This is a genomic window from Dietzia cercidiphylli, assembly GCF_039531545.1.
Taxonomy (GTDB): Bacteria; Actinomycetota; Actinomycetes; order Mycobacteriales; family Mycobacteriaceae; genus Dietzia; species Dietzia natronolimnaea.
Genome location: NZ_BAAAQG010000007.1, coordinates 446997 through 459878 on the forward strand (window position 1 = coordinate 446997; position 12882 = coordinate 459878).

Annotated in this window: 10 protein-coding genes; 7 read left to right on the plus strand and 3 right to left on the minus strand. The window is 71.4% G+C overall.

Going from position 1 to position 12882, the window contains the following annotated elements; all coding sequences use genetic code 11:
- Positions 1–2: 2 nt before the first annotated feature.
- The 3 genes from ABD250_RS08415 (at position 3) to ABD250_RS08425 (ending at position 2017) form a co-directional block, all read left to right on the plus strand.
- Positions 3–806, plus strand: a complete 804-nt coding sequence (locus tag ABD250_RS08415) for a crotonase/enoyl-CoA hydratase family protein (RefSeq protein WP_338404188.1) — start codon at positions 3–5, stop codon at positions 804–806.
- Positions 803–1771, plus strand: coding sequence for a crotonase/enoyl-CoA hydratase family protein (locus ABD250_RS08420; protein ID WP_182638928.1), 969 nt, complete (start codon positions 803–805; stop codon positions 1769–1771). The genes ABD250_RS08415 and ABD250_RS08420 overlap by 4 nt, the downstream gene beginning before the upstream one ends.
- A 72-nt stretch (positions 1772–1843) precedes the next feature.
- A complete protein-coding gene (locus ABD250_RS08425; RefSeq protein ID WP_182610482.1) occupies positions 1844–2017 on the plus strand; it encodes an SPOR domain-containing protein in 174 nt (57 codons plus the stop codon).
- A 99-nt stretch (positions 2018–2116) separates the two neighbouring features.
- On the opposite strand, the gene ABD250_RS08430 is transcribed toward ABD250_RS08425, so the two are convergent.
- Complete coding sequence (locus ABD250_RS08430) at positions 2117–3751, minus strand: CYTH and CHAD domain-containing protein (protein WP_182658713.1); 1635 nt, start codon at positions 3749–3751, stop codon at positions 2117–2119.
- Positions 3752–3878: 127 nt separating this feature from the next.
- Here ABD250_RS08430 and ABD250_RS08435 point away from each other — a divergent pair, with 127 nt between their 5' ends.
- Both ABD250_RS08435 and ABD250_RS08440 read left to right on the plus strand, forming a co-directional pair.
- Positions 3879–5387, plus strand: coding sequence for an FAD-dependent oxidoreductase (locus ABD250_RS08435; protein ID WP_182616380.1), 1509 nt, complete (start codon positions 3879–3881; stop codon positions 5385–5387).
- 65 nt (positions 5388–5452) lie between these two features.
- Positions 5453–6271, plus strand: a complete 819-nt coding sequence (locus ABD250_RS08440; RefSeq protein WP_182638936.1) for an SDR family NAD(P)-dependent oxidoreductase — start codon at positions 5453–5455, stop codon at positions 6269–6271.
- A 32-nt stretch (positions 6272–6303) separates the two neighbouring features.
- On the opposite strand, the gene pip is transcribed toward ABD250_RS08440, so the two are convergent.
- Positions 6304–7299: a prolyl aminopeptidase gene (pip, locus tag ABD250_RS08445; protein ID WP_182658714.1), complete on the minus strand. Its 996-nt coding sequence runs from the start codon at positions 7297–7299 to the stop codon at positions 6304–6306.
- 17 nt (positions 7300–7316) lie between these two features.
- Positions 7317–8180, minus strand: a complete 864-nt coding sequence (gene panB, locus ABD250_RS08450; protein ID WP_182610486.1) for a 3-methyl-2-oxobutanoate hydroxymethyltransferase — start codon at positions 8178–8180, stop codon at positions 7317–7319.
- A gap of 239 nt (positions 8181–8419) precedes the next feature.
- On the opposite strand from panB, the gene glnA reads away from it, so the two are divergent.
- Together glnA and ABD250_RS08460 are read left to right on the plus strand one after the other, a co-directional pair.
- Entirely contained in the window at positions 8420–9760 is a 1341-nt protein-coding gene (glnA, locus tag ABD250_RS08455; protein WP_179525009.1) for a type I glutamate--ammonia ligase, read from the plus strand.
- A gap of 19 nt (positions 9761–9779) precedes the next feature.
- Positions 9780–12872 carry a bifunctional [glutamine synthetase] adenylyltransferase/[glutamine synthetase]-adenylyl-L-tyrosine phosphorylase gene (locus ABD250_RS08460; RefSeq protein ID WP_182658715.1) on the plus strand — a complete coding sequence of 1031 codons (3093 nt, stop codon included), beginning with the start codon at positions 9780–9782 and terminating at the stop codon, positions 12870–12872.
- Positions 12873–12882 lie beyond the last annotated feature (10 nt).

Sequence of the window (12882 nt, forward strand, 5' to 3'; positions counted from 1 at the left end):
CCGTGGAGAACGTCCCGGGCGTGACGGTCTCGATTCAGGGTCCGGTGACCGTGATCGGCATCGACCGACCTGACGTCCGCAACGCCGTCGACAGGCCCACCGCGCAGGCGCTCGCCGACGCGTTCCGGGCCTTCGACGCGGACCCCGGCTCCTCCGTGGCCGTGCTGCACGGCGAGAACGGGACCTTCTGCGCAGGTGCCGACCTCAAGGCGATCGCGGGCGACGCGGGGAACCGGGTGGCCGCGGACGGGGACGGTCCCATGGGGCCGACGAGGCTCCGACTGGGCAAACCGGTCATCGCTGCCCTGTCGGGCCACGCGGTGGCCGGCGGCCTCGAACTCGCCCTGTGGGCCGATCTGCGGGTCGCGGAGGAGACCGCGGTGCTGGGCGTCTTCTGCCGCCGCTGGGGAGTGCCCCTCATCGACGGCGGGACAGTCCGCCTGCCGCGCCTCATCGGCACGAGCCGCGCGATGGACCTCGTGCTCACCGGCCGCCCGGTGAGTGCTGCAGAGGCCTTGGACATCGGTCTGGTGAACCGGGTGGTGGCCGACGGCACGGCGTTGACGGCAGCCATCGACCTGGCCACCGAGATCGCGCGGTTCCCCCAGGAGTGCATGCGACGGGACCGGCTGTCGCTGCTGGAACAGGAGGGCCTCGACGAGGAGGCGGCGATCAGGAACGAGTATGACCACGGCCTGATCTCGCTGCAGGCCGGGGCGGTCGCGGGCGCGGCGCGGTTCGCCGACGGAGCCGGGCGTCACGGCTCCTTCGGACAGGCACAGGCCACAGAGGAGACGGGCAGATGAACACCGATTACCGCACCCTGACCTACGAGGTGACCGGGGCGATCGCCCGGATCACCTTCGACCGCCCCGAGCACGGTAACGCCATCACGAGCGACACCCCGGTCGAACTCGCGTCCGCCGTCGAGCGCGCCGACCTCGACCCGGCGGTTCACGTGATCCTCCTGTCCGGGCGAGGGAAGGGGTTCTGTGGCGGCTACGACCTGTCGATCTTCGCCGAGGGGATGGCCCGCGACGCAGGCGACCCATCCGACCAATCCGACCCATCCGACGCCTCCGGCGAGGCCGGCGGATCCGTGCTCGATCCGGGCGTCCAGGCCCGCAACCACGACCCGCGCGTCACGTGGGACCCGATGGTCGACTACGCGATGATGAGCAGGTTCAACCGCGGATTCTCCAGCCTCCTGCACGCGAACAAACCCACGGTGGCCAAGTTGCACGGATTCGCCGTGGCGGGCGGCACCGACATCGCGTTGTTCGCCGACCTGATCATTTGCGCCGACGACACCCGGATCGGGTACCCGCCCGCCCGGGTCTGGGGCATCCCGGCGTCCGGGATGTGGGCGCACCGGCTCGGCGACCAACGCGCCAAACGCCTGCTGTTCACCGGCGACCTCATCACGGGGCGGCAGGCGCATGACTGGGGGCTCGCGATCGACGCACCTCCGCCGGAGGAACTGGACGACCGCACCGAGGACCTCGTCGGGCGGATCGCGCGGATGCCGGTCAACCAGCTCGTGATGGCCAAGCTGGCGTTGAACAGTGCCCTGCTGGCCCAGGGGGTGGCCAATTCAGGCATGATCAGCACCGTCTTCGACGGGATCGCCCGCCACACCCCGGAGGGATACGCCTTCCAGGCGAGGGCTGCGGCCGACGGCTTCCGGGAGGCGGTCCGGCGGCGAGACGAGCCGTTCGGTGACGCCAAGCCCCATGCCGGGCCCGGGGACTCGGCGACGACACGCCCGTAACCGGGGAATCCCGGACCCCGCCGCGAGTAGGCTCGGGACACAGGAACGCCGAGCGAACCCGGGAGGTCCGTCGTGACGGAAGAGCAGTGGTATTACGACATCGCCCTGGGCAAGGCGGTCCAGGGGAAGGTGACCAACTGGGACAACCGCATGGGTCCCTACGCCACCCGCGGTGAGGCGGAGGCGGCGCTGGCCAAGGCGAAGTCCCGCAACGAGGCGTGGGACGCCGAGGACGAGAAGGACTGAGACCGGGAGCGCTGAGACCGGCCGGACTCAGCCCCGGGCGCCCCACCGGGAACCCCGTGGGGCGCCCGTCGTGGCCGGGCGGCACTGCTCGCCGCCGCCCTATTTCTTGGTGCTCTTCTTCTTCCGCCGTCGCGCCGCGCGCCGGGACTCCGACAGTTCGCGGTAGGCCGCGGTGACGGTGGCCGCGTCGTTCTCGAACCCGTCGAGCGCGCGCTCGGAGAATCCGCGTTCGTGCTCATAGAGCACCCCGAATCCGAACGTCGACTCGCCCGCGGACTCCGCACGCCTCGCGATCCGCCGGATCCACCTCCGGGCGGTCACGCTGTCCTGGACGTCTCCGAGCACCGTGTGCAGTCGCTGGCAGGCGGTGCGTAGCGGGGCGACGGTCAGCCCGTCCGACTCCCGTAGGGCGCCGACGTTGCGCCGCAGGGCCTTGGCGCGCTTGCGGACGACGTGGGTCAGCTCCTCCCGCTGGGCCAGGGTCAACTCGAGCGACTCGAGGTCGCGTTCGGTGCGGGTGCGGGCCTTGGTGAACTTGGCGAACTGCCGGTCCACCCCACGCAGGATCATGTCCTCGGCCTCGCGCCTGCGCTTCTTCGAGGTCGGTCCCGGCACGGACCCGTCAGACGACCCGGCGACCTCGGGCCCGGTGCCGGCGAGCTCGACGAGCAGGTGGAGACGGTCGAGCAGGTCGAGGTACCGCTCGGAACCCAGTGCGGCCGTCACCCGCGCGCCGGCCCGCCGCTCCTCCGCCCCGAGCTCGACGCGGAGCCGCTGCCTGGTCAGCGTGCTCACCACGTCCTCCGGGTACCCGGCCGCCAGCTCCCCGAGCCGGTGGTCGACCACCTGGATGTCGCGCACCTTGCCCAGGACCGCGGCGAGCACCTTGAGCTCCTCGAGCACCGCGGCCAGGTCGATGTCCGTGTGTCCGGTCTCCGCCTCGAGCTCCTCGGCGAACGAGCTGATCGTGCTGCGGAGACCGCGGACCGCCACCCGCATCTGGTGGACCCCCACCATCGTCACGCGTCGGGCGGCCGGGTCGTGGTCGAGTACCCGGTGGAGGTCCTCGCGCAGGGCGTCCCTCACGGCGGAGACGCCCCTGTCCGGAGGGTCGGGGAGGGGGCCGATGGCGCGGGCGAGTTTGGACGACGACGACGAGGTCCTGGCCCCGGCCGAGGTGCACGCGGTGGCCACGGCGGCGAGATGGTCCCGAGCCCGGGGCTGCGACGGATCGACCAGTTCGACCTCCCACTCCCGCCAGTCCCCGGCGGCGCCCGCGGTTGCGCCCGCGGCGACGAGGGATTCCGTCGTGACGTGGTCGTCACAGAACTCCACGACGGCGGTCCCCTCGCCGTCGCGCAGGAGCACGACGTGCCTCCGGTTGTCCACGCGGGCCACGGGCGCGAGAGGTCGGCGGCGGACCAGTCCCGCCACCGCGGCGACGAACTCGTCGGGGACGTCGTCTCCGTGATCCAGCGGGAGCCGCAGCTCCACCCGTCCCGCCTCGGACGGGAGTTTGAGGTGCCACCCCGCGTCGTCACCGCCGGTGCGGCGCCTGAGCGTGACCTTGTGGCGGGTGAGGGAGAGGTCGGCGGTGTCGTAGTACGTGGCGGAGAGCTCGTGCACCACCGGGTCGTCCGCCACCAGCGGGGCGAAGGCGCTCGCGGCGGGGACCGGGGTGTCGGGCCCGACCTCGAACTTGCTCTCGATCTCCACCGTCTCGCTGATCGTCATGGACTGGTTGTATCAGGCCCGGGTGAACACGGCGTCCCCCTCGTCCCGACCGGCCCGCCACTCCTCGGACTTACTTGCGGGTAAGATCCCAGTGGTTCCGATCACATGCTCGTCGTTGGGAGAAGAAGTGGATCAGCCGACAACCGTCGACGTCCTCGTCGTGGGGGCCGGTTTCTCCGGTCTCGGGGCGGCCATCAGACTCGCCGAGGACGGAGTCGACGACGTGATCGTGGTCGAGCGGGGTTCCGACGTGGGCGGCACGTGGCGGGACAACTCCTACCCGGGGGCGGCGTGCGATGTGCCCTCCCACCTGTACTCCTACTCTTTCGCCCTCAACCCGGGGTGGTCGCGTGCGTTCTCCCCGCAGGGCGAGATCTACGACTACATCCGCCGCGTCACCCACGACACCGGCGTACGGGAGAAGATCAGGTTCGGCGTGGAGGTCACCGCCGCGCGCTTCGACGAGACCCGCGGTCGGTGGGCGGTGAGCACGACGGCAGGGGAGTACGACGCGAGGGTCCTGGTCCTGGGAGTCGGCGCGCTGTGCGAACCCCGGCTCCCGGAGATCGACGGGATCGACGACTTCGCCGGCCCCGTCTTCCACACGGCCCGCTGGGACCATTCGGTGCCCCTGGCCGGTCGACGCGTCGCGGTGATCGGTACCGGCGCCTCCGCCGTCCAGGTGGTGCCGTCCATCGCCCCGACCGTGGAGCATCTGGACGTCTATCAGCGCACCGCTCCCTGGGTTCTGCCCCGGATCGACCGGGAGTACCCGGGGTTCGAGAGGGCCCTCTACCGCAGGGTCCCCGGTCTCCAGCGCGCCGTCCGGGCGCTCCAGTACACCAGCCGCGAGTTCCAGGTGGTGGGACTGACCCGGACCCGTGCGGCCCTCGCCCCGATCAAGGCGATCGGGCGCGCGCACCTGGCCCTGTCGGTGCGCGACCCGGGTCTCCGGCGCAAGCTGACCCCGAACTTCGAGATCGGGTGCAAGCGCATCCTGCTGTCCAACACCTGGTACCGCGCGTTGACCCGGCGGAACGTCGACGTGGTGACCACTCCCATCAGCCGGGTGACCGAGGGCGGGATCGTCACCTCGGACGGCGCCGAGCACCCGGCGGACGTGCTGGTGGTGGCCACCGGGTTCCACGTCACGGACTCCCCGTTCTTCGAGCGCGTCCGGGACGCGGCAGGCCGGACCCTCGCGGACAAGTGGGCGAGCGAGGGGATGGAGGCGTACAAGGGCACCACGGTCGCGGGGTACCCCAACCTGTTCGTCCTGATGGGTCCCGCGACGGGTCTCGGTCACTCGTCGATGATCTACATGATCGAGTCCCAGCTGAACTACCTGGTGGACGCGATCCGCAGTATGCGCGACCGCGGTCTGCAGACGGTGGAGGTCCGCGAGGCGGTCCAGAACGCCTACAACCGCGAACTCCGCGAGAACACCGGGGAGACCGTCTGGGTGACCGGCTGCAAGAGCTGGTACCTGGACGCCAAGGGCAACGCCCCGGCCGTGTGGCCCGATTTCACCTTCTCCTACCGCAACCAGACGAGGGAGTTCGACCTGAGCGCCTACCGCCGGACCGCGATCGACGAACCCGCCGCGGTGCCGACCGGGCAGGGGGCACTCCGGTGAGCGCCCCGATCGGAAAGGCGATGGCGGCGCTGGGTGGGCTGACCGCCCGCCGTCCCCGCTGGCGGATGGACGGCAAGGTCGTCGTCATCACCGGTGCCGGTTCCGGCATCGGTCGCGAACTCGCACGTGAGGCGGCGCGCCGGGGAGCCCGGTTGGCGCTGAGCGACGTCGACGTCGACGGACTGGCCGAGACGGTGGGGCTGGTGGAGGCGGAGTCCTCGGTGGAGGTGCACTCCGACCGGCTCGACGTCACGGAGCAGGCCGCCGTCGCGGAGTACGCGGGCCGGGTGGTCGACCAGTTCGGCGTGGTCAACCTCGTCGTCAACAACGCCGGCATCGCGTTCACCGGGTCGGTCGAGCAATCCGGGTACAAGGACATCGCCCGGGTGATGGACGTGGACTACTGGGGGGTCGTCCACGGCACCAAGGAGTTCCTGCCGCACCTCATCGCCTCCGGGGACGGGCACATCGTCAACATCTCCAGCATCTTCGCGATCCTCTCGGTGCCCACCCAGAACGCCTACAACGCGGCCAAGGCCGCGGTGCAACAGTTCACCGAGTCCCTGCGGATGGAGATGCTCGCCGCCGGCCACCCGGTGGAGGTCACCTGCGTCCACCCCGGGGGCATCAGGACCGCGGTCGCCAGGAGCGCCGGCGCGGCCGAGGGCCTGGACAGCGCGACCTTCGCCACGATCTTCGACGCCAAGTTCGCGCGCACGGAGGCGTCGACGGCCGCGCGGGTGATCCTCGACGGCGTCGAACGGCGCCGAGCGAGGGTGCTGGTGGGCCCGGACGCGTACGTGATCGACGCGCTCGTCCGGTTGTTCCCGTCCGGCTACCAGAAGGGCACGGTGGCCGTCTCCCGCCACTTCGGGGTGATCTGACCCGACCATCCTCGCCGGGGTGGGAGGCGGGTTCAGGGTCGGAAGCGGTCGGTGGCCTCGAGCAGGTGATGTGTGGTGCCCGGTTCGGCCATCGCGTGCCCGGCGTCGGGGACGATGTGCAGCTCGGAGCCCGGCCAGGCCGCGTGCAGTTCCCACGCGCTCGTGACCGGGCAGACCACGTCGTAACGCCCGTGGACGATCACGGCGGGCAGGTGCGAGATCCTGTCCATGCGGTCCAGGATGGCGCGGCCGTCGAGGAATGCGTCGTTGACGAAGTAGTGGTTCTCGATGCGGGCGAAGGCCAGGGCGAACCTGTCGGCCTCGTCGCCGTCCCCGGTCCCGGGACGGGGGAGCAGCGTGGACGTCGTGGTCTCCCACCTCGTCCACGCTCGCGCTGCCCCGATCTCGATCGCCGGATCACCGCAGTGCAGGAGGCGGTGGTAGGCGGCCACGTGGTCGAAGCCCGCCCGGTGGACCGCGTCGGCTCCCTCGGCGGCCACGAGCGGCGCGAGGTAGCCCTCCCACGCGTCGGGGAAGAGGTGGGCGGCGCCGCCCCGGTAGAACCAGTCGATCTCCGACGGCCGGCAGAGGAAGATCCCTCGCAGGACCAGGCCGCGGACGCGATCCGGGTGCTCCTGCGCGTAGGCCAGCGCGAGCGTCGTCCCCCACGAGCCGCCGAACACGAGCCAGCGCTCGATCCCCAGGGCCTCGCGCAGACGCTCGAGGTCGGCGGTGAGATGCCACGTGGTGTTGACGGAGAGGTCCGCGCCGTCGGCGACGTGCGGCGCACTCCGGCCGCAGCCGCGCTGATCCACCAGGATGATGCGGTAGGACGCGGGGTCGAACATCCGGCGGTGCTCCGGGGTGGTCCCGCCGCCGGGACCGCCGTGGACGAACAGCACGGGGGAACCGTCCGGGTCTCCCGAGCACTCCCAGTAGAGGTGCTGACCGTCGCCCACGTCGAGCGTGCCGGTCTCGTACGGCTCGATCCGCGGGTACGGGGTGCGGAGCGTGGTCTGCTGGCTCATCGAGGCTGACCGCGCCGTCAGAAGGAGTGGTCCGGGCCGGGGAACTCGCGCGAACGGACCTCGTCGCCGTACTCCCGGGCGGCGTCGCGCAGCGTCTCGGCGAGCCGGGCGTAGCGCTTGACGAACCTGGCCGTCCGTCCGGTGCCGTGGCCCGCCATGTCCTGCCACACCAACACCTGCGCGTCGCACCCGTTCCCGGCGCCGATGCCGACCGTGGCGATGTCCAGCTCCGCGGTGACCTCGCGGGCGAGGTCGGCGGGGACCATCTCCATGACGACGGAGAAGGCCCCGGCCTCCTGCACGGCGCGGGCGTCGGCCCGCAGCTCGTCGGCGGCGTCCCCGCGCCCCTGGACGCGGAAGCCCCCCAGGCCGTTGACCGACTGGGGGGTGAAGCCGATGTGGGCCATCACGGGGATCCCGGCGTCCACGATCGCCCGGATCTGTGGGGCCATCCGCACGCCGCCCTCGAGCTTGACGGCCTGGGCGCCGCCCTCCTTCATCATCCGCGTGGCGGCGGCCACGGCCTGCACCGGGGAGGCCTCGTAACTACCGAACACCAGATCGGCCACGACCAGTGCCTTCGGCGCCCCCCGGGTCACGGCCCGCACCAGCGGGATCATCTCGTCCTCGGTGACGGGGACCGTGGTGTCGTACCCGTAGACCACGTTGGCCGCCGAGTCCCCGACCAGGAGAACCGGGATCCCGGCCTCCTGGAACACGCGCGCGGAGACGAAGTCGTAGGCGGTGAGCATCGGCCAGGGTTCCCCCGCGGCCTTGAGTTCGGCCAGGTGGTGGATCCGGGTCACCCGCGTCAGACCCCGGGGTCCGGCGTCCGGGGTGCCGCCGGAACCGTAGACCGGGGTGTCGGGGTTGTCGCTCATGGCGGTGTGGCCTTCCTACGGTGACCTCGAGGCCGGCGGGATGGCCGGTCCCCGGGTGGACAGGGGGCGGTGACGGACGCGGCCGTCGCCGACGAGTGTGCCACGAGCCGGGCGGCGTGGCTCGGGAGGCCATGGGGCGGGAGGCCCACGGGCGGGGGCCCACGGGCGGGGGCCCAGGTGGGCGTGTCGGGGACCCGATGTCACACGCTCGTAACACGACAGGCACTAGGTTGGACGGCATGAACCGCCAGCAGGAGTACGTTCTGAGGACCTTGGAAGAGCGCGACATCCGGTTCGTCCGGCTCTGGTTCACCGACGTTCTCGGGACCTTGAAGTCAGTGGCCGTCGCCCCGGCAGAGCTCGAGGGGGCGTTCGGGGAGGGGATCGGCTTCGACGGCTCCGCCATCGAGGGGTTCTCGCGGGTGTCGGAGGCGGACACGGTCGCCAAGCCCGACCCCTCGACGTTCCAGGTCCTGCCGTGGGCCCACGCCGACGGTGGCCAGCACTCGGCGCGCATCTTCTGCGACGTCTTCAACCCCGACGGCAGCCCGAGCTGGGCCGATCCGCGCCACGTGCTGCGCCGCCAGCTCAACAAGGCCGCCGACCTCGGCTTCTCCTGCTACGTGCACCCGGAGATCGAGTTCTTCCTCTTCAAAGACCTCGACACCAACGGTGCCGAGCCGGTTCCGACGGACAACGGCGGGTACTTCGACCAGGCCGTGCACGACTCCGCCCCGCACTTCCGGCGTCACGCGATCGAGGCGCTGGAGGCGATGGGAATCTCGGTGGAGTTCTCCCACCACGAGGGGGCACCGGGGCAGCAGGAGATCGACCTGCGCTACGCCGACGCACTGAGCATGGCGGACAACATCATGACCTTCCGCTACATCGTCAAGGAGGTGGCCATGAACAACGGGGTGTGGGCGTCGTTCATGCCCAAGCCCCTCCGGGACCACCCGGGTTCGGCCATGCACACGCACATGAGCCTGTTCGAGGGCGACACCAACGCGTTCCACGACGCGGACGACGAGTACCAGATGTCCACCACGGCGAAGTCGTTCGTGGCGGGCATCCTGCGTCACGCGCCGGAGTTCTCGGCCGTCACCAACCAGTGGGTCAACTCCTACAAGCGGCTCATCGGCGGCGGCGAGGCCCCCACCGCCGCCACCTGGGGCCGCGCCAACCGCTCGGCGCTGGTGCGGGTCCCCATGTACACGCCCAACAAGGCCTCCTCGCGACGAATCGAGGTGCGGAGCCCGGACTCGGCGTGCAACCCGTACCTCGCGTACGCGGTGATGATCGCCGCCGGGATCAAGGGCGTCCAGGAGGGCTACGAGCTGCCGCCGGAGTCCGAGGACGACGTGTGGACCATGAGCCGGCGCGAGCGGCGTGCGATGGGCTACACGGACCTGCCGGGGAGCCTGGAGCAGGCCCTCGACGCCATGGAGGAGTCGGAGCTCGTCGCCGAGGCGCTCGGCGAGCACGTGTTCGAGTTCTTCCTGCGCAACAAGCGGCGTGAATGGCGGGAGTACCGCAACGAGGTGACCCCGTACGAGCTCCGCAACTACCTCGCGTTGTGACCGGACGGTCGAGGTGAGCATGGATTCGTCGCGGTCCAGGGTGCCCAGCCCGGGCAGGCTCGGACTGCTCGACCAGCGCGCCGGGGACTGGTTGGACTACCTGGGGTGGACCGACGAGGACGCGGTCCCGATGCTGTGGGCGCTCTCGCGCGCGCCCGACCCGGACCTCGCCCTGGGGGCGCTGGTCCGGCTCAGGGAGGCGCTGGCCGCCGAGGCGCAGGACGGCGGACCGACCACGGGTGGTGCGACCGCGGACGCCGGCGGGGACAGCGGTGTGGCCGCACTGGACTCGGCGCTCCGATCGGATCTCCGGTTGCGCGGACGCTTACTGGGACTGCTCGGCTCGTCCAGCGCGCTCGGGGACCATCTGGTCGCGCAACCCACCCGCTGGGCGCTGCTCCGGTCGCCGCTGCCCTCCCGTGAGGACGTCCTGGCGGACATGCTGGGGGTGGTCGACGCCGTGCCCGAGGAGCCCGTCGAGGGCGCGCCCGCACCGTCCCAGTCCGCCGACCTGCGCAGCGTGGGAACCTATCGCGCCGCGGTCATCGGCGGCGCCGCGGTCAACGTGCTCCGGTCGGCCTACCGCGACCACGTGGCGCTCCTGGCCGCCCACGACGTGGCGTCCACGGTCGAGGACGAGCCGGTGCTGCCGTTCGCCGAGGTGGGTCGTCGCCTCGCCGATCTCGCGGACGCCGCGCTGACCGCCGCGCTCGCGGTGGCGGTCTCCACGGTGTACCCGGATTCGCCCATGCCCTGTCGCCTCGGCGTGGTGGCCATGGGCAAGGGCGGGGCCCGCGAACTCAACTACATCTCCGACGTGGACATCATCTTCGTCTCCGAACCCGCGGACGCCAAGACCGGTCGGGTGGCCGGGGAGATGATGCGCATCGGCTCGATGGCCTTCTTCGAGGTGGACGCCGCCCTGCGACCCGAGGGCAAGTCCGGCGAGCTGGTGCGGACGCTGGAGTCGCACGAGGCCTATTACAGGCGGTGGGCCAAGACGTGGGAGTTCCAGGCGCAGCTCAAGGCCCGGCCGATGACCGGCGACCTGGCCCTGGCCACCGAGTACTACGACACCGTGCACCCGCTGGTGTGGACGGCCTCCGAGCGGGACGATTTCGTGCACGACGTCCAGGCCATGCGCCGGCGGGTGGAGGAGAACGTCCCCGAGCCGCTCCGGGAGCGCGAGCTCAAGCTCGGGCGTGGGGGCCTGCGCGACGTGGAGTTCGCGGTCCAGCTCCTGCAACTGGTGCACGGTCGCACGGACGAGGAGCTGCGTGTCGCCAGCACGGTGGACGCGCTCGGGGCGCTCCGGGCGGGGGGATACATCGCGCGGGAGGACGGCGCCAACCTGGTGGCCGCCTACGAGTTCCTGCGACTTCTCGAGCACCGTCTCCAGCTCCAGCGCTACAAGCGCACCCATCTGCTCCCGGAGGACGGCGACCGGGAGGCGTACCGCTGGCTCGCCCGCGCCGCCCACATCCGGCCCAGCAGTCGGCACGACGCCGCGGAGGTCCTGCTCGAGCAGCTCCGTCAGGTCCGCAGCCGGGTGCGCAGGCTCCACTCCAAGCTGTTCTACCGCCCGCTGCTGGACTCGATCGCCGCCTACGACGCGGAGGCCCTGTCCCTGAGCTCCGAGGCGATGGAGCGGCAGCTGGCGGCACTGGGGTTCGGCGCACCGCGCCACGCACTCGGGCACCTCCGGGCCCTGGCCGGGCAGAACAACCGCCGCGGCCGGATCCAGGCGCTGCTCCTGCCCGCCTTCATGGAATGGCTCGCCGACACCCCGGACCCGGACGCCGGGCTGCTGGCCTACCGCAAGCTGTGTGAGGAGCACCAGGACGTCACCTGGTTCCTGCGCATCCTGCGGGACGACAGCATCGTGGCGCGCCGCCTGGTGACGGTGCTGGGCACCTCCGCGTTCGTCTCCGAACTCCTGCTCCGCAACCCCGAGGTGATCCCGGAGCTGACCGACGGCGCCGAGGGGCCCGTGCTCGTGGCCTCCAAGGTCTCCGACATCGCCTCCGCGCTGTCCGCCTCGGCGTCCCGTCACCGCACCCCCGAGAAGGTCATCGCCGCGGCGAGGTCGCTACGCCGGGCCGAGCTGGCCCGGATCGGCGCCGCGGACGTCCTGGGGTTGGTCTCCGTGCCGGAGGTCGGCAAGCGCCTGTCCGCCGTGTGGCGGGCGGTGCTCGAGGCGTCCCTCGCGGCCGTGATGAGGGACATGGCCCCCGAGGGCCAGGCGCCGCCGGCCCGACTCGCGTACATCGGGATGGGGCGGCTCGGCGGGGACGAGTTGTCGTACGGATCCGATGCGGACGTGATGATCGTGTGCGATCCGGTGGAGGGCGTCGCCGAGGACGTCGCCGTCCGGTGGGCCGTCCAGGTGGCCGAACGGGTGGGCAGGCTGCTCTCCTCGCCGTCGTCGGACCCCCCGCTCGACCTCGACGCCGACCTTCGACCGGAGGGCCGCAACGGACCACTGGTACGGACGCTTGCGTCCTACCGCGCCTACTACTCCAAGTGGGCCGAGACGTGGGAGCTGCAGGCCCTGCTCCGGGCCGCGTTCGCGGCGGGGGATCGCGACCTGGGCCTGGACTTCCTGCACATGATCGACGAGTTCCGTTACCCGGCGGACGGGGTGCCGCCCAAGGTGGTGCAGGAGATCCGGCGGATGAAGGCGCGGATCGACACCGAGCGTCTGCCCAGAGGGGCCGACCCGGCCACGCACACCAAGCTCGGGCGCGGTGGTCTGGCGGACGTCGAGTGGTGCGCGCAGTTGCTCACGATGCAGCACGCGGCGCGGGTGCCGGGCCTGCACACCACCTCCACCCTGGAGGCGCTCGAGGCCGCGGCCGCCGCGGAGTTGCTCTCGGAGGGCGAGCGTGAGGCGCTGGTGCAGTCGTGGCTCATGGCCGCCCGCGCCCGCAACGCCCTGGTCCTGGCCCGCGGCAAGGCGGTCGACCAACTCCCCGGTCAGGGCAAGATCCTGGCGGCCGTGGCCAGCATCTGCGCAGGGTCCTCCGACGGCGCGGAGTTCCTCAACCAGTACCTCCGGGTCACCCGCCTCGGCCGCAAGGCCGTCGACCACGTCTTCTGGGGTGAGATCTGAGGCGTGTTCC

Coding starts and splice junctions, on each gene's coding strand:
- ABD250_RS08420 (WP_182638928.1), top strand. CDS start 803: ATGAACACCGATTACCGCACCCTGACCTACGAGGTGACCGGGGCGATC.
- ABD250_RS08430 (WP_182658713.1), bottom strand. CDS start 3,751: ATGACGATCAGCGAGACGGTGGAGATCGAGAGCAAGTTCGAGGTCGGG.
- ABD250_RS08440 (WP_182638936.1), top strand. CDS start 5,453: ATGGACGGCAAGGTCGTCGTCATCACCGGTGCCGGTTCCGGCATCGGT.
- pip (WP_182658714.1), bottom strand. CDS start 7,299: ATGAGCCAGCAGACCACGCTCCGCACCCCGTACCCGCGGATCGAGCCG.
- panB (WP_182610486.1), bottom strand. CDS start 8,180: ATGAGCGACAACCCCGACACCCCGGTCTACGGTTCCGGCGGCACCCCG.
- glnA (WP_179525009.1), top strand. CDS start 8,420: ATGAACCGCCAGCAGGAGTACGTTCTGAGGACCTTGGAAGAGCGCGAC.
- ABD250_RS08460 (WP_182658715.1), top strand. CDS start 9,780: ATGGATTCGTCGCGGTCCAGGGTGCCCAGCCCGGGCAGGCTCGGACTG.